Annotated in this window: 13 protein-coding genes; 7 read left to right on the forward strand and 6 right to left on the reverse strand. The window is 67.7% G+C overall.

Annotation, left to right across the window (positions count from 1 at the left end; genetic code table 11):
- The first annotated feature begins 3 nt into the window (after window positions 1–3).
- From MAA8898_RS22550 to MAA8898_RS22560, 3 genes are read left to right on the forward strand one after another with little or no spacing between them, the layout of a single operon-like run.
- Window positions 4–960: a sulfotransferase gene (locus tag MAA8898_RS22550; protein ID WP_094023284.1), complete on the forward strand. Its 957-nt coding sequence runs from the start codon at window positions 4–6 to the stop codon at window positions 958–960.
- Window positions 957–4,616, forward strand: a complete 3,660-nt coding sequence (locus MAA8898_RS22555; RefSeq protein ID WP_094023285.1) for an amino acid adenylation domain-containing protein — start codon at window positions 957–959, stop codon at window positions 4,614–4,616. Before MAA8898_RS22550 ends, MAA8898_RS22555 begins: the two co-directional genes overlap by 4 nt.
- Window positions 4,613–5,404, forward strand: coding sequence for a sulfotransferase family 2 domain-containing protein (locus MAA8898_RS22560; protein ID WP_094023286.1), 792 nt, complete (start codon window positions 4,613–4,615; stop codon window positions 5,402–5,404). Before MAA8898_RS22555 ends, MAA8898_RS22560 begins: the two co-directional genes overlap by 4 nt.
- A 14-nt stretch (window positions 5,405–5,418) precedes the next feature.
- On the opposite strand, the gene MAA8898_RS22565 is transcribed toward MAA8898_RS22560, so the two are convergent.
- The 6 genes from MAA8898_RS22565 to MAA8898_RS22590 all read right to left on the reverse strand — a co-directional run bounded on the left by MAA8898_RS22565 (window position 5,419) and on the right by MAA8898_RS22590 (window position 10,646).
- Window positions 5,419–6,360 carry an HAD-IIA family hydrolase gene (locus MAA8898_RS22565; RefSeq protein ID WP_094023287.1) on the reverse strand — a complete coding sequence of 314 codons (942 nt, stop codon included), beginning with the start codon at window positions 6,358–6,360 and terminating at the stop codon, window positions 5,419–5,421.
- Window positions 6,324–7,139, reverse strand: coding sequence for a phosphonate ABC transporter, permease protein PhnE (phnE, locus tag MAA8898_RS22570; RefSeq protein WP_094023288.1), 816 nt, complete (start codon window positions 7,137–7,139; stop codon window positions 6,324–6,326). Before phnE (MAA8898_RS22570) ends, MAA8898_RS22565 begins: the two co-directional genes overlap by 37 nt.
- Window positions 7,139–7,954: a phosphonate ABC transporter, permease protein PhnE gene (gene phnE, locus MAA8898_RS22575; protein WP_094023289.1), complete on the reverse strand. Its 816-nt coding sequence runs from the start codon at window positions 7,952–7,954 to the stop codon at window positions 7,139–7,141. Before phnE (MAA8898_RS22575) ends, phnE (MAA8898_RS22570) begins: the two co-directional genes overlap by 1 nt.
- Window positions 7,951–8,745, reverse strand: a complete 795-nt coding sequence (phnC, locus tag MAA8898_RS22580) for a phosphonate ABC transporter ATP-binding protein (protein WP_094023332.1) — start codon at window positions 8,743–8,745, stop codon at window positions 7,951–7,953. Before phnC ends, phnE (MAA8898_RS22575) begins: the two co-directional genes overlap by 4 nt.
- Window positions 8,746–8,806: 61 nt before the next feature.
- Window positions 8,807–9,781, reverse strand: coding sequence for a phosphate/phosphite/phosphonate ABC transporter substrate-binding protein (phnD, locus tag MAA8898_RS22585; RefSeq protein WP_094023290.1), 975 nt, complete (start codon window positions 9,779–9,781; stop codon window positions 8,807–8,809).
- A 52-nt stretch (window positions 9,782–9,833) separates the two neighbouring features.
- Window positions 9,834–10,646: a DeoR/GlpR family DNA-binding transcription regulator gene (locus tag MAA8898_RS22590; protein WP_094023291.1), complete on the reverse strand. Its 813-nt coding sequence runs from the start codon at window positions 10,644–10,646 to the stop codon at window positions 9,834–9,836.
- 151 nt (window positions 10,647–10,797) lie between these two features.
- Here MAA8898_RS22590 and MAA8898_RS22595 point away from each other — a divergent pair, with 151 nt between their 5' ends.
- The 4 genes from MAA8898_RS22595 to MAA8898_RS22610 all read left to right on the forward strand — a co-directional run bounded on the left by MAA8898_RS22595 (window position 10,798) and on the right by MAA8898_RS22610 (window position 16,892).
- On the forward strand, window positions 10,798–12,459 hold the full coding sequence (locus MAA8898_RS22595) for a Na/Pi cotransporter family protein (protein WP_094023292.1): 1,662 nt from the start codon (window positions 10,798–10,800) through the stop codon (window positions 12,457–12,459).
- Window positions 12,460–12,574: 115 nt separating this feature from the next.
- Window positions 12,575–13,600, forward strand: coding sequence for an ABC transporter substrate-binding protein (locus MAA8898_RS22600; protein WP_094023293.1), 1,026 nt, complete (start codon window positions 12,575–12,577; stop codon window positions 13,598–13,600).
- 5 nt (window positions 13,601–13,605) lie between these two features.
- A complete protein-coding gene (locus tag MAA8898_RS22605) occupies window positions 13,606–15,825 on the forward strand; it encodes an ABC transporter permease (RefSeq protein WP_094023294.1) in 2,220 nt (739 codons plus the stop codon).
- Window positions 15,822–16,892, forward strand: a complete 1,071-nt coding sequence (locus MAA8898_RS22610; protein ID WP_094023295.1) for an ABC transporter ATP-binding protein — start codon at window positions 15,822–15,824, stop codon at window positions 16,890–16,892. Before MAA8898_RS22605 ends, MAA8898_RS22610 begins: the two co-directional genes overlap by 4 nt.
- Window positions 16,893–16,920 lie beyond the last annotated feature (28 nt).

A 16,920-nucleotide genomic window follows, 5' to 3' on the forward strand; every position in this document is an offset into this window, starting at 1 on the left:
GCCATGACCGGACCTGACCAGATGACCCGCGACCGCCCCGCCTGCCTGACGATCTCCGGTTCCGGACGGTCGGGGACCACGATCCTGTCGGTCCTGCTGACGCAGGCGCCGGGCGTCTTCAACATCGGGCAGCTGCGCGACGTGCTGGCAGGCTGGGCCGAGGACGCCCCCTGCACCTGCGGTGAAAGCCTCACGGGATGCGCCGTCTGGGGCGAGGTGCGCCGCCGCGCCCTGCCGGACCACGCGGCCGCCGACATGACGCAGGCGGATGCCGCGCTGCGCCGGTTCATGGCCGAGGCAGCAGCACTCTCGGACTGGAACGCCCCCGAGGGCCTCGCGCATCTGGCGCCGGCGCATCGCGGCGCACTGGACACCCTCGCCGCGCTGCTGCGGGCGCTCTACGCGGTCTCCGGCGCGCGGGTGCTGGTCGACAGCTCGAAATCGCCGGAATTTGCGCTTGCCTGCCACCTGACCGGCGCGGTGGACCTGCATGTGCTGAACCTCGCCCGCGATCCCCGCGCCGTAGCGGTCAGCTGGGCCAGGAAGAAACCGGGCAAGATCACCCAGCGGCTGGACGCCTGGGGCCAGCGGCAACGCCGGCTGGCGCGCTGGCGCGAGACTGAGGGGCTGCACCACAGGTCCCTGCGCTACGAGGACTTTACCGAGACCCCGCAACAGGCGCTGCGCGACGTGCTGCACTGGGTCGGGGAGGATCTTCCGCCGGGCCTCTTCGACGACACCCGCACCGCGCAGGTGTCCTGGGCGAACCAGCACCTGTTCCCGCCGTCGAACGAGACCGTGCTGGCCGAGAAACGCACCCGGGTCGCGGTGCGCGCCCCGACCGATTGGCGCGCGCCGCGCCACTGGCCCCTGCACCTGCGGGCGCTGATCCGAAGCTTTCCGCAAGGTCCGGCCTACGTGCTGCGGATCGGGCGGTCCGACCGCAAGCCGACGCCATGACCATAGGTCCGTTCCTTTTCCTGATCTGTTCCGAACGTTCCGGGTCGAACCTGATCCGCGCGATGCTGGACGCCCACCCGCAGGTCAGCGCGCCACAGCCGCTGCACCTGATCCGCGATGTCATCGTGCGCGCCGACGCGCTGGTACATGGCGAACGCGAGGGGCCGGTGGCGCAGGCGATGCTGACCCTCGCGCGCGAGCGCCTGCACAAGCAGTTCCCCGAACCCGTCGCCGCCGCCATCGCCGCGCGGATCGAGGCGGCGGACCCCTTTGTCCCGCGCGAGATCCTGCGCGCGCTCTACGGCGGCATCCTGGCCGAGACGGGGGCCAGGCTGGTGATGGTCAAGGAAAACGAGCTGCACGAGGCCGCCGCGCAGATCATCGACGCCTTTCCCGACGCGCGCTTTGTCTTTCAGACCCGCGACCCGCGCGACTACCTGGCGTCGGCCGTGGCGCTCAAGACCGGGCCCTTTGGCAACAAGTTCGGCTCGCTGCGCAACGCGATGCAGGTCTGGGACGCGGACCAGCGCTTTGGCCTGCGGATGCTGGGCCACTTCGGGCCCGGACGCGTGTTCTTTCAGCGCTACGAGGATCTTGTCGCCGATTCCGAAGGTGTGCTGCGCGACCTGTGCCGCTTTGCCGGGATCGACTTTGACCAGCAGATGCTGGAGTTCCACCAGGCCGAGACGGTCAAGGAATTCTCCACCCGCAAGGACGCGTGGAAGAACCTCGCCCGCCCGGTGATGAGCGACAACTTCAACAAATACCGCAAGGAACTGTCGAGGCGGCAGATCGTGGCGGTCGAGCGCATGGTCGGCCCGCTGATGGACCGGCTGGGCTACAAGCGCGATTTCCGCGCGGGCAAGGGCGGGCGCTGGCCGATGGTCTGGCCCTCTCTGGTCGAACCGCTGGAGCGCCTGACCAACAAGGAATGGTCGCCCTTCTACACCGTCGCCAACACCAAACATCACGCCGAGATGGACCGCCGTGCCGCCCCCGTGGTGCTGCCCTACGCCGCGCGCGCCGCGACCGAGGTCACGCCGGGGCAGCGCCTGCCGGATCTTGCCAGCCGCCTCGCCACGGCGGCGGGCGCCCATGCGGCGCGGCCCGCGCTGATCGTCGATGGCGAGAGCTGGAGCTACGAGCGCCTGTTCGCCGCCGCCGCGGCGCTGGCCTCGCGCCTTCCATCCGGGCAGCCGGTGGTAGCCGTCTACGCGGCGCGCCACGCCTCGGCCTATGTCGCGATCCTCGCGAGTGTGCTGGCGGGCGGCACCTATGTCCCGCTCAACTGCCGCTTTCCCGAGGCGCGCAACCGCGAGATCCTGCGCCGCTCCGGCGCCTCGGTCCTCCTCTGCGGCGACCTCTTTGCCGAGACGGCCGCGCGCATCGCCGAGGGCACCGGGGCCGAGGTGCGGAGAATCGACCGCGACCCGCCGACCGAACCCGTGCCGGGCTGGACTCCGACCCGCGCCCGCGCGGAGGATGCCGCCTATATCCTGTTTACCTCCGGGTCGACCGGCACGCCCAAGGGTGTCGCGATCAGCCAGGCCAACCTGGGCGCCTACCTCGACACGGCGCTGTCAATCCTGCAGCCCGGCCCCGAGGACCGCTTTTCCCAGACCTTCGACCTGACCTTTGACCTGTCGGTGCATGACCTGTTCGTCGCCTGGTCCAGCGGCGCGGCGCTCTGCGTGGCCTCGCAGGGCGACCTGGCCGACCCGGCCGCCTACCTGACCCGCGAGGGTCTGACCCACTGGTTTTCCGTGCCGACTCTGGCCGGGACGCTCCAGCGAAGCGGCGCGCTGAAACCCGGGGCCTTTCCGACCCTGCGCAGCGTGCTCTTCTGCGGCGAGGCGCTGCCCGCCGACCTGGCGTGCGCCTGGCAGCAGGCCACCCCGCAGGCGCGGATCGAGAACTGGTATGGCCCGACCGAGGCAACCATCGCCTGCCTGCGCCATGACCTGACGCGGGGCTCGGGCGAGGGGATTGTGCCCATCGGCGCGCCCTTTGCCGGGATGTCTGCGCTGGTCATCGGGCCGGACGGGCAGGCGCTGCCCGAGGGCGAGATCGGCACGCTGCACCTGGGCGGCCCGCAGGTCGCCGCCGGCTATCTCAACGACCCCGAGCGTACGGCGCGCGCCTTTGTCCGCCTGCCAGGCCGGTCACGGCGGTTCTATGACACCGGCGATCTGGTCTCGCGTCGCGACGGGGTGCTGCACTTTCACGGGCGCAGCGATTTCCAGGCCAAGATCCGCGGCTACCGCGTCGAGTTGGGCGAGATCGAGACCGCGCTGCGCGGCCAGTTCCCCGAGGCCAACGTCGTCGCGCTGACCTGGCCGCCGGGCAACCCCAACGCCACCCATGTCATCGCGGCGGTCGAAACCGAGGCCGCAGATCCCGCGCTGGACCGCGCCGCGCTGCGCGCGCAACTGCCCGACTACATGGTGCCCTCCAGCCTGTTCGGCCTGCCAACCTTTCCGACCAACGCCAGCGGCAAGATCGACCGCCCGGCCATCGCCCGCGCCATCGAGGAACGGCTCGCCGCGCGCGGTGCCGCCGAGGCGGGGTCGTTCGAGGGCAGGGTGATGGAGGCCATCCTGCGGATCAAACCGACGCTCTCGGCCAATGCCGTCCGCAGCGCCGACAACCTGCTGATGGCGGGTATGGACAGCCTCGATTTCGTCAACCTGACCCTGGTCTTTGCCGAGGAGTTCGGCGTGCAGCTGGACGAGACACGCGTCGCGCTGCTGGCCAACCTGCGGTTTGCCGAGCTGGTCGACAACCTCGAACGAGGGCACGATGCCGCCGCCGCACTGGCCGCCATCCCCGCCGACCGGATCGTGCGGGCCAACCGCGCCATCGCCTTTCTGAACGCCGCGCCGTCAGTGCTGGCGGGCGTGTCGCGCGGGCTGGTGCTGGCCTATGGTTCGTCCGGGACGATGCGGGCCATCGACACGCGCCACGCCGAGACGGTGCTGCGGGACGCCGGGCACGACCTGCGGGTGCTGAACATCGGCCTGCCGGCGCTGACTTCTCGTGGTCTTGCGCGCATGGCGCAGCATATTGCGGGCCTCGCGGAAAGCGGACAGGTCGCCGCCGTGCTGCATGAATTCGACCCGGTGCTGCTGTCCACCGTGCCGCCCAAGGGCGACGTGGACCTCGACGAGGCGTTCTATGCCTCGGCGGGGGCGCTGCCGCGTCCGAAACAGGCCGGGAACGAACTGGACTGGGCACCGCAGACGGGCGGGATGCTGGCCGAGCGGCAGCAAGCCCCCGAAAAGAAGAAGAAACCCCTGTGGGAACGCGAGCGCGACCACGAGATCGCCGCCGTCTACCGGGGCGAGATCGCCTTCGACGTTGAGGCGCTGGAAGACTGGCGCGCGGCCAGCCAAGCTCTGGCCGGCATGGGCGCGCCGGTGCTGGGCTGGGTGCATCCGATGGTCGGCGGGCCGACCGGCGGCGGCGCCTTTGACCGCGCGCTGGACGACTGCCAGACCGCCGACTGCACGTGCATCCTGCGGCCCGACACCTTTGACCTGTCGCCGGATCTGTTCCTGAACATCAACCACATGGCGCCGGGTGCGGGGATGCGCGCCCTGACCGGGCTTTTGATGCAGCCCGTCGTTCAGATCGTGACCCCAGGGGTGACCGCGTGATCCTCAGCCACCAGCATCGCTTCATCTTCCTGCACTGCCGCAAGACCGCCGGCAGCTCGATCAGCGTCGCGCTGGCGCGCAGTCTCGGGCCGGACGACCTGCAACTGAGCGGTCTCAAGGAGACCTTCGAGGCCGGCATCCCCTACACCCGCCGCGTCTATGCCGAGGCGGCCCGTCTGCCCGGCCGGACGGCCCTGACGCGGATCGAGGACCGTCTGCATTTTGCCGGGGCGCTGGGGCCATGGCGCCGGGCCGAGCGCGCGCGCAAACGCATCCACGCGCGCTATCGGCCGATTCTGGGCGATTTCCCCTACCATGCGCGCGCCGCGGCCATCGCCGCCGCCTTTCCGCGGGAATGGGCGGGCTACGCCAAGTTCTGCGTGGTGCGGAATCCGTGGGACAGGATGGTGTCGGACTACTTCTGGCGCACCCGGGATGTTCAGGCGCCGCCCAGCTTCGAGACCTTCATAAAGGCGATCCGCGACGGCGATACGCTGGGCGGCATCGTGCCGGGCGAGCCGGACAATTGGCCGCTCTATGCGATCGACGACAAAGTCGCCGTCGACCATGTCATCCGTTTCGAGAACCTGACCGCCGGGCTGGCCGAGGTGTTGCCCCAAGTCGGCCTGACGTGGGACGGCTGGTTGCCGCGCGCCAAGGTGCTGGCGGCCGACAAGCCGGGCACCCCGCGCCCGGAGGTGAGTTACACACCGGAACTCACGCGGATTGTCGGCGATCTCTTCGCCAGGGAAGTGGCGGCCTTCGGCTACCTCCCCCCAACGGGCTGAGCCGCGCCGGCGGTTCAGGGCCTCTCGAGGATATAGTCCGGCCGGATGCCGGCGCGTTCGATCGCGTCGCGCGGGTCGCCCGAAGCAAAGAAGCCGTAGCCCGCCACCAGGGCGGACCCGATGCCCGCCGCCTGCGCGCCCAGGATGTCGGTGTGCAGGCTGTCGCCGACCATCAGGATGCGGCTCTTGTCCGGGATCGGGTCGAGCCGGGCAAAGGCCAGGTCGAATATGTTGCCGAAGGGTTTGCCAAAGAACTCGGGCGCGATGCCGGTCACGTCGGCCAGCCGATGCGCGAAATGGCCCGGTTCGGTGGAAAAGCCGGTTTCGCGCGGCGCCACGATGTCAGGATTGCCGACCAGAACGGGGCGCGGGTTTGCCTGCAACGCGGCCTCCAGCAGGCGCTGGCGCGCGTCCGTCCAGGCGGCGCTGCCGATCATCAGGAAGCCGTCCACCTCGGCATAGGGGGCGGGGTCTTCCTCGAGATAGGTCAGGTCCAGCCCTTCGAGATCGCGCAGGCCGGTGCTGCGGGTCGCCATCAACCCCCAGCGCAGCCCGCGCCGATCCCCCAGCGCGGCCAGCAGCGTGGCGCGGCTGGTCACCACCTGTTCGGCGGTGAAGGAAAACCCCAGCCGGGCGTATTTTTCCACCAGCGCAGCATGGGGAAAGCCGGCGGCATTGGACACGACCATCACCTGCTTGCCCCGCGCCCGCAGCCCGGCGATGCGCTCGGCCACGCCGGGAATCGCGGTCTCGCCTATGTTGAGCACGCCGAAGGCATCCAGCAGGAAGGCGTCGAAGCGGTCCGCCAGCGCGTCGAGGTCGGTCACATGCTCGGGCGGCGTGGCGCTGTGGACCGGGGCCGGCAGGCGGTGCCGCACCGCCTCGTAGGCGGCAAAGGCCGTGTCCAGCGTGTGCCCGGTCAAATGATCGCCCCCCGCACCTTGGCCGAGACCCATTCGCTGATGACCACGGCGGCCAGGATGACCAGCAGGATCAGGCTGACCTGCGGCCAGGCCAGGACGTTCAGCGAGGACGACAGCTGCAACCCGATGCCGCCTGCGCCGACCAGCCCCAGCACGGTGGATTCGCGGATGTTGATGTCCCAGCGGAACACCGCGATGCCGGCAAAGGCGGGCATGATCTGCGGCACGATCCCAAAGCCCATGACCTGCCAGCGGCTCGCCCCGGTGGCGGTGATCGCCTCGACCTGGGCATGGTCGATCTCCTCGATCGCCTCATACAGCAGCTTCGCGCAAAAGCCGATGGAGCGGATGGCGATGGCCACCACCCCGGCAAACACCCCCGGCCCGATGATGGCGATCAGCAACAGCGCCCAAATCAGCGAGTTGATCGAGCGGGTCGCGACGATGATCAGCAGCGCCACCGGCCGGATGAACAGCGCCGAGGGCGTGGTGTTGCGCGCCGCGAGAAAGGCCACCGGCACGGCCAGGCACAGCGAGATCAGCGTGCCCAGCGTGGCGATGTTCAGCGTGTCCCAGATCGGGCGGCCCAGCTGGGTGATGTATTCCCAGCGCGGCGGGGTGGCCCGGGCCCAGATGTCGCCGGCGATGCGCGGCGCGTCCCAGACAAAGAACCAGGTCGTCGCCTCCGAAATCTGCTGCCAGCAGTAGACAAAGACCGCGACGCCGATCAGCCAGCCGACCCAGCGGACCAGGCTTTCCCCGGTGGTGCGGCGGCGCCAGACCTGGGTGCCGTTCTGTGTGTTGACCGGCATTACTGAACCCTCGCCCGGATGACGCCCGACAGGTACTCCAGCGCCATGACGATGCCGATGATCAGGATCAGGATGGCGGCGGCGGTGTCGTATTCGTAGCGGTCGAAGGCGGTGTTCAGCGTGGCGCCGATGCCGCCCGCGCCGACCAGACCCAGGATCGCGCTTTCACGGAAATTGATGTCGATGCGGTACATGCTGAGGCCGACAAGGCGCGGCATCACCTGCGGTTGCACGCCGTAGTTGATCCACTGCATCCAGCGCGCGCCCGATGCGCGGATCGCCTCGGCCTGCACGCGGTCCATGCTCTCGATATCCTCGGCCAGGAGCTTGGACAGAAAACCGATGGTGGCAAAACTGAGCGTGAGAAAGCCGGCCAGGGGGCCAAAGCCGAAGATCGCCACCAGCAGGATCGCGACGATGATCTCCTGCAAGGCGCGGCTGACCGCGATGACGCCGCGGCAGATCATGTAGACGGGCAGGGGCGCGATGTTGCGCGCCGCACCCAGGCCGATGGGGATCGAGATCAGCACGCCCAGCACCGAGGCGGCGACCGTCATCACGATGCTTTCGCCCAGGCCGTGCCAGATGTCGTTTGCCCGGCTGACGAAATCCGGGCGGGTGAAGGCCAGCACGAATTGCCAGCCCCGGTCGAGACCTTCGTAGACCCGCGTCCAGTTCACGTCGATGGTCATGTAGGCGGCGACGAGATAGACGAGGAACCCCGCCACGAGGCCGTAGCGCAGCAGGGGGTTGCGGACAAAATGCGGCTTGCGCCAGCCCTTGCCCAGCATGTCGTCGAGTTCGCGGTGGCTCATTCGGCGGCCTCCACGTCGTCTTCGTCCTCGACCTTCTGGATGGTCGCTTCCCAGTCTTCCTCGCCGTAGATCTCGGTCAACTTGTCCGAGGTCAGGCCGGTGGGCGGGCCGTCAAAGACGATCTCGCCAAAGCGCAGGCCGACGATGCGCGGCACGAACATCTGCGCCAGCGCCACATCGTGGATGTTGATGATCGCCGCCAGGCCGCGTTCGAGGCACAACTCGGTGATCAGCCGCATGATCTGACGGCTGGTCTTGGGGTCGAGGCTGGCGGTGGGTTCGTCCACCAGCAGCAGCTTGGGGTTCTGGATCAGCGCCCGGCAGATGCCGACGCGCTGACGCTGGCCGCCGGACAGCTCGTCCGCGCGCTTGTCGGCCATGTGCAGCAGGCCCACCCGGTCCAGCAGGCGGAACGCCTCGTCCACGTCGGACTGCGGAAAGCGGCGCGTGAACGAGCGCCAGAAGCCGACGTAGCCCAGCCGCCCCGACAGCACGTTCTCCATCACGGTCAGCCGCTCGACGAGGGCATATTCCTGGAAGATCATGCCCATCTCGCGCCGCGCCCGGCGCAGCGCGCCGGAGCCCAGCCGGGTCAGTTCCACATCGTCCAGCCAGACTTCGCCGCTGCTGGGTTCGACCAGGCGGTTGATGCAGCGGATCATGGTCGACTTGCCCGCGCCCGAAGGCCCGATCAGCGCAAGCACCTGGCCGTTGGGCACCTCGAGGACGATGTCCTTGAGCGCCTTGTCGCCGGTCTTGTAGGTTTTCGTGAGTTTTTTCAGGCGCAGCATGGCCATCCCCGGTCGCGGGGGCGTGGCAGGCCCTTGCGGGGCCTGCCGGAGTGCCCGGGTTTCATTCGCAGGCGTAGGATACGCCGTTCGCCGCGTCGATCTTGCGGATCACGTCCCAGAAGTCCTTGTAGTTCATCTCGATGAACTTCGCCTCGTTGGACTTGGAGAATTCCGCCTGGAGCGCGGTGCCTTCCCAGTTGAAGGTAAAGAAGGCTTCCTTGATCTTTTCCTGCAACTCGGGCGGCAGGTTGTAGACCGTGCCGAAACCGGTCGTTGGGAAGGTCTGCGACTTGTAGATCGACACCACCTGGTCGGGCTTGATCACGTCGCGCGCGATCATCCGCTGCATGACGGAATTGGCGACGGCCCCGGCCGCGTAATCCTTGTTCGCGACGCCCAGCACGGTGTTGTCATGCTTGCCCGAGAACACCGGTTCGAAATCCCGGTCCGCTTCCATGCCGTAGTCGCCCTTGAGGATGGCCGACGGCGCCTTGAAGCCCGAATTCGAGGTCGGCGAGGAAAAGGCCAGCTGCTTGCCCTTGATGTCCTCGACCGTCTCGATGCCAGAGCCGGGATAGGTGATGATCTCCATCTCGTAGCCGAAATGGCCATCGTCCGAGGCCATGATCGTGAACGGCCGGAAGCCGGCGCAGTTCACCGCCAGCGGGTTCGACCCGGTGTTGAAGCCCGAGATGTGCAGGCGTCCGGACCGCATGGCCTCGATCTGCGCGGCGTTCGACTGGACCGGGAAGATGACCGCCTCCTTGCCGGTCACGGCCTCGAGGTGGTCCATGAATTCGACCCAGGCGTCGCGGTAGACGGCGGGATCCTCGACCGGGGTATAGGCAAAGATGAGCGTGTCCGGGTCGATCCACTGGGCGGGATCGGTGGGGATGTCGGCGACCAGGTCGCCGTCCACGTCGCAGAACCGTTCATCGAGGGTGCCGCGCGGGCAATCCTGCGCCTGTGCCACGCCGCCCACCGAGATGAGCGCCAGCGCCGTCGCGCCCAGCAGGTTGCGGATGCTGTCTTTCATGTGTCTTCCTCCCTTATTGCAGTCTCTTGTCGTTGCCGTCTTTTCTGAGTTCCTACGGACCTGCGACCAGCACGTCCACCTTGGCCTTTTCCAGGTGCCTGGACAACTCCGTTCCCGGCCGGCGGTCCACGACGATGGAATCGAGGTCCTCCAGCGTGCCCACCAGCGTCAGCCCCTTGCGGCCGAACTTTTCCGAATCGATCAGCAGGTGCCGGCGCGCCGCGCGGCGCAGCATGGCCCGCTTGACCGCCGCAAAGCCGCGCACGCTTTCCGATGGCCCCTCGTCGGAAAAGCCCGATGCGCCGATCATGCAGCGGTCGACGTGGTAGCGGCCGAGGAACTCCAGCGTCTCGGTCCCGACCAGCGCGGATTCCGCGGCGAGGTAGTCGCCCGGGCACATGATCACGTCCTGCGCCCCGTGTCCCAGCGTCATGGCCACCGGGATCGAATTGGTGATGACGGTGCAGCGCGTGCCCTGCCAGGCCAGCGCGCGGGCCATCTGGATGGTGGTCGAGCCCGAGTCGATCATGATGGTTTCGTCGGGTTCGACCAGGCTGGCCGCCAGCCGCCCGATCCGTTCGCGTTCCGAGATCCGGGCGCCGGTGCGTTCGTCGAGCCCGGGGTAGGGCCCCTGCGTCGGGGCCGAGGCGCCGCCATGCGCGCGGCTGACCAGGCCGTCGTCGGCCAGGGCGTCGAAATCGCGGCGCACGGTTTCGGTGGAGACGTTGAAGCGTTCGGCCAGGTCGCTGATCCGCACGTGCGGACGCAGCTTCAACTCCAGCAGGATCTGCCGGCGGCGTTCGGATTTCTTCAGGCGCGGCGGGGCGCCTGCCGTCTTCCGGGATGTCACGCGCGCTTCGGCCACCCGGCCCCTCCCTCCTTGGTGTGATCGGCATGTTTGTGGGAATTGCGGCGCATTTCAATGGTTTTTTGTTGCATAAGCCTCAATCTGGTGTTGGTATTTTGGAAAGTTCCAAGGATTGGAGGCGTCTTCCCGTGCTGTTGGTGCTGTCGGCATGATCCTTTTCGCGATCAACCTTGCCGCGTCCGTGGCCCTGCTGCTGTGGTCCGTCAGGATGGTGCGCGTCGGGGTCGAGCGGGCGTTCCTGCCCCAGGCGCGGCAAGGGTTGAAACGCATGTCCAGCGGTCCGCTGCGGGCCGCCGCCGGCGGCATGCTGGGCGCCATGGTGCTGCAAAGCGGCACCGCCGTCGCGCTGATCGCCAGCGGGTTCGTCGCCTCGGGCGTCATCGCCACCGGCGCGGCGCTGGCGCTGATGCTGGGGGCGGAACTGGGCTCGGCGCTGATGGCGCAGGTGCTGGTGCTGCCCATCGGTCCGGCCAGCGCGGTGCTGCTGCTGGCGGGCATCCTGCTGTATTTCAATGCCAAGAGCCTGAAATGGCAGCAGGTCGGGCGGATATTGGTCGGCTTTGGTCTGATCCTCGTGTCGCTGCGGATGATCCGCGAGGCGACCGCGCCGATCGCCGGCAACGATCTCTTCCTCGCGGTCTTTGCCTATCTCGAAGGGGACCGGCTCAGCGCCTTTGTGCTGGGCGCGCTGCTGTCCTGGGCGATGCATTCCAGCCTGGCGGCGGTGCTGACGGTGGCTGCGTTTGCTTCCGCCGGGATCATCGCCTGGCCGCTGGCGGTGGTGCTGGTGTTCGGGGCGAACCTGGGCGGCGCGCTGATCCCCTACACCCTGCTGCGCACCGCGTCGCGCCCGGTGCGGGTCGTCGTGACGGCCAACCTCATGGTGCGCAGCGCCTTTGCGCTGCTCTGCCTTGCGGTCGTCGCGCTGGGCGGGTTGCAGGTTCCCGCGCTGGGCGGGGCGCCGCAGCAGGACGTGGTGCACCTGCACGCGCTGTTCGGTCTCGCCGTCCTGCTGATCGCCCTGCCTTTGCGGGCCCTGCCGGTCCGCGCCGCCGAGGCGCTGGTGCCGCCGACGCCCAAGATATTTGACACCGCCGTGAGCGCGCTGGACCCGGTGGCCTTGCAGGACACCCGGCTGGCGCTGGCCTGCGCGCATCGTGAACTGACCCGCATGGCCGAGACGGTGCAGGCCATGCTGTTGCAGGTCCGCACCCTGTTCCACCACTGGGACCCCGATGCCGTCGCGCTGATCCAGCGCCGCGAGGACGAGGTCGACCGCATGCACTACGAGCTGAAGCTCTACGTCGCCCGGCTGCGCACCGCCGGGATGAGCGAGGCGCAGTCGCGCAAGGGGCTGGAACTGGTGACCGTGGCCAACGGGCTGGAAGAGGCGGCCGACCGGATCGCCGTCAACATGCTGGCCCTGGCGCGCAAGATGAACCAGAACGCCATCGCCTTTTCGCCCGACGGGCTGGAGGACATCGAACGGTTTCACGACCAGGTGGCCGCCAATGCGCAGCTGGCGCTGGGCGTACTGACCACCGGCGATCCCGCCGACGCGCGCCAGCTGGTCGCCGACAAGGACGAGGTGCGCCGGGTCGAGCAACTGCTTCAGGAACGCCACCTGCGGCGGCTCCAGGCGCAGGACACGGCCAGCGTGGCCAGCACCAACGCCCACCAGGAGACGCTGCGCCTGCTCAAGCAGATCAACGCCTCGTTCAGCTATGTCGCCTACCCGATCATCGAGGAGGCGGGCGAGATGCTGGACAGCCGGCTGGCGGTGCGCGCCGCCGGGGGCGGCGGGTCATGACGCGGATGGGCAATTGCACCCTCGCGCCAGCCGCGCATTTGGGGCATCGTGCCGATATCGGAAATCCGAACCGGGTCAACCGGTCGGCGAAAAACGACCAAGGGAGGAAAACCACATGAAGACCATTTCCAGGACACTGACCGTCTCGGCTCTTGCGCTGGCGGCGACCGTCGGCGCGGCGCAGGCCGACAAGCTGACGTTCTATTGCAGCGCGCAGGAAGACTGGTGCCAGCTGATGGCGCGCAGCTTCGAAGAGGCCTCCGGCATCGACGTCGACATGACGCGCAAATCCAGCGGAGAGACCTTTGCCCAGATCCGCGCCGAGGCGGTGAACCCCAAGGGCGATGTCTGGTGGGGCGGCACCGGCGACCCGCACCTGCAGGCGGCCGAGGAAGGCCTGACCGAGGAATACCTGTCGCCGATGCGCGAACAGCTGCACGACTGGGCCATCGCCCAGTCCGAAAGCGCCGGCAACCGCACCATCGGCATCTACTCGGGTGCGCTGGGCTACGGCTACAACACCGACCTGCTGGCCGCCGAGGGCCTGCCCGAACCGTCCTGCTGGAAGGACCTGCTGGACCCGGCCTTCAAGGGCCACGTCCAGATGGCCAACCCGAATTCCTCGGGCACGGCCTACACCACGCTGGCCTCGATGGTGCAGATTTTCGGTGAAGAGGGCGGTTTCGACTACATGAAGGGCCTGCACGCCAACATCAATCAATACACCAAGTCGGGCTCTGCCCCGATCAAGGCGGCCGGCCGGGGCGAAACCACGGTGGGCATTGTCTTCATGCACGACGCGGTGGCGCAGGCGGTGGCCGGCTTCCCGATCAAGGTCGTCGCCCCCTGCGAGGGCACTGGCTACGAGATCGGCTCGATGTCGATCATCAAGGGCGCGCGCAACATGGACGAGGCGAAAAAGTTCTACGACTGGGCGCTGAGCGCCGAGGCGCAGAACCTCGCGTTGCAGGTCGATGCCTTCCAGGTGCCGTCCAACAAGGGCGCGATGACCTCGGACAAGGCGCCCGACATGTCGACGATCAAGCTGATCGACTACGATTTCGTCAAGTACGGCTCCTCGGACGAGCGCAAGCGCCTGTTGCAGAAGTGGGATGAAGAGGTCTCGACCCTGCCGCAATAAGACCCGTGCGGATCGTCACGACCGACAAGACCGCCCATCCGGTGCTGATCTTCTGGATCCTCGCCGGATGGGTCGGTTTCCTCCTCCTCCCTTGGTACGGGGTGGAGGACGGATTCTTCACCTTCGAATGGCTGGTCGACGGCTGGCCCTTCGACGAGGACTATGCCCCGGCCGCCTTTCTGATCGGCCAGGGTGAAAAGCTGTGGCTGGCGCCCTTGCTGCTGCCATTGGCGCTGCCCTTGCTGATCCTGAACCGCCGCAAATCCGACCCGCTCTATGCGCAGGTGCTGATCCTGGCCGGCTCACTGGGCTTTGGCTGGCTAATTGCGCAGGGGTTTGCCATCGGCATCCGCGGCTTCAACTTTGCCTGGCTGACGGCGCTGTTCGGCGACCTGGGCGACCGGCAGTTCGGCATGGGCTACGGCGCGATGGTCTGCGCCACGGCCTTTCTGTTCCTGCTGACGCAGGGCATCGCCGCGCGCGGCGCGATCAATGGCGATGTCTTTGTCGTCAGCGCCATCGGCGGCGTGATCGTCATCGTCGCCGCCTTCGTCTTTTTCCCCATCGCCAAGATGCTGTTCGCCGCCTTCGTGACCGAGGACGGGGCCTATTCCATCTCGGTGTTCTTTGCCAAATTCTTTGACAACCGGCTCTGGGGCCTGGGCTGTCTCTGGGGCGCGCGTTGCGGGGCGGCGTGGAACTCGCTGTTCCTGGCCATCGCGGTGGGTTTCCTGACCACCGTGCTGGGCCTGTGTTTCGCGCTGGTCGTCACCCGCTCGGGCTTTCGCTACAAGCGCGCGCTCAGGGCGCTGACCGTGCTGCCGATCATCACGCCGCCCTTTGTCATCGGGCTGGCGCTGATCCTGCTGTTTGGCCTCTCGGGCTCTGTCACCGTCTGGGCGGCGGACATGCTGGGTGTGCGGCCGACCCGCTGGCTGTACGGGATGCCCGGCGTGCTGATCGCGCAGGTGCTGGCCTTTACCCCCATCGCCTTTCTGGTGCTGATCGGCGTGGTCGAGGGCGTGAGCCCCTCGATGGAAGAAGCCGCGCAGACCCTGCGCGCCAACCGCTGGCAGGTGTTCCGCACCGTGTCGCTGCCGCTGATGCGCCCGGGGCTGGCCAACGCCTTCCTCTTGGGCTTCATCGAAAGCATGGCCGATTTCGGCAACCCGCTGGTGCTGGGCGGCAATTTCGACGTGCTATCGACCGAGATCTTCTTTGCCATCGTCGGCGCGCAATACGATCAGGGCAGGGCGGCGGTGCTGGCCATCGTGCTGCTGGCCTTCACGCTGTCGGCCTTTTACGCGCAGCGCGCCTGGCTGGGCAAGAAAAGCTACACCACCGTGTCGGGCAAGGGCGATTCCGGCGTGCATCCGCAGATGCCGCTGGGCCTGTCCCTGCCGGTGCTGACCATCGCGCTGGGCTGGGGCCTGTTCACCTGTGTCGTCTACGCCATGATCCTCTACGGCAGCGTGGTCGAACTGTGGGGCGTCAACAACTCGCTGACCTTCAAGCACTACGTCACCGCCTTTTCCGTCCGCTTTGGCGAGGAGGGGATTCACTGGACGGGTGCGGCCTGGGACAGCTTCTGGACGACGATCATGATCGCCGCCATCGCCGCGCCGCTGACGGCGGCGGTGGGGCTGGTGACGGCCTACCTGCTGACGCGGCAGGACTTTGCCGGCAAGAACGCCTTTGAATTCGGCACGATGCTGAGTTTCGCCATCCCCGGCACGGTGATCGGCGTCAGCTACATCCTGGCCTTCAACGTGCCGCCGATCGAGATCACCGGGACGGGCATCATCCTGGTGATCAGCTTCATCTTCCGCAACATGCCGGTGGGGGTGCGGGCCGGCATCGCCAGCATGTCACAGCTGGACAAGTCGCTGGACGAATCCTCGCTGACGCTGGGGGCGAACAGCTGGCAGACCTTCCGCCGGGTGATCCTGCCGCTGCTCAGGCCGGCGATCCTGGCGGCGCTCGTCTACAGCTTTGTCCGGGCGATGACCGCCATCTCGGCGGTGATCTTCCTCGTCTCGGCGCAATACGACATGGCCACCAGCTACATCATCGGCCGGGTCGAGAACAACGACTACGGCCTGGCCATCGCTTACAGCACCACGCTGATCTTCGTGATGCTGGCGGCGGTCGGGCTACTGCAAGTCATGGTCGGCCGCGTGCAGATCGGGCGGCGCATGCATCACGGCTCGGGAGAACGGGAATGAAGGGTGACATCATCAGCAGCAAGGCCGCCCCGGTCAGGTTCGAGAAGGTCTCCAAGCGGTTCGGCAAGGACGTGGTGGCCGTCGACAGCGTCGATCTCTTTGTCGAGGCGGGCACGCTGGTCACGCTTCTGGGGCCGTCGGGCTGCGGCAAGACGACGATGCTGCGCATGATCGCGGGGCTGGAGATGGCCACCACGGGGCGCATCCTGATCGGCGACCGCGATGTGACCAAGCTGCCCGCCACCGACCGCGACGTGTCCATGGTGTTCCAGTCCTACGCGCTGTTTCCGCACATGACCGTGCTGGAGAACGTGATGTACGGGCTGACCTTTTCCGGCTTTGCCAAGCCCGAGGCCAAGGTGCGCGCGCTGCACGGGCTGGAGCTGGTCGGGCTGAAAGGTTTCGATGCCCGCCTGCCGTCCGAGCTGTCGGGCGGCCAGCAGCAGCGTGTTGCCGTGGCGCGCGCGCTGGTGCTGGAGCCGCAGGTGCTGCTGTTCGACGAGCCGCTGTCGAACCTCGACGCCAAGCTGCGCCGCCAGGTCCGCGAAGACATCCGCGCGATCCAGCAGGACCTGGGCCTGACCGTGGTCTACGTCACCCACGACCAGGAAGAGGCGCTGGCCGTCTCGGACGAGATCGTGGTCATGCGCAACGCCTCCATCGCGCAAAAGGGCACACCGCGCCAGCTGTATGACGAGCCCATCGACAGCTTTGTCGCCGACTTCATCGGCGAGGCGAACCTGATCACCTGCCAGATCGTCGCCGTTTCCGGCGACACCGCCACCATCGAGATCGAGGGCTACCGCCACGATCTGCCCGCGCGCGGGCTGCCGGTGGGGCCCGCACGGCTGGCGGTGCGCCCGTCGCGGCTGGTGATCGGGGCAGAGACCGGGGTGCCTGCCACGGTGGCCAAGGCGACCTACGTGGGCGTGCGGATGGAATACACGCTGGAAGGGGGCTTTGGGCAGGTCTTTGCCGTGCAGGACGAGGTCGACGACCCGTTGCCCGTGGGCCAGGACGTGCGCCTGTCCTTTGCCAGGAAAGGGCCCGTCCTGTTGCCGAAGTAGCGCGGAAGGAGGGCGTGCCTTCTGTTCC

Origin of the sequence: Antarctobacter aquimaris, from assembly GCF_900184945.1 — a bacterium.
Classification (GTDB): domain Bacteria; phylum Pseudomonadota; class Alphaproteobacteria; order Rhodobacterales; family Rhodobacteraceae; genus Maliponia; species Maliponia aquimaris.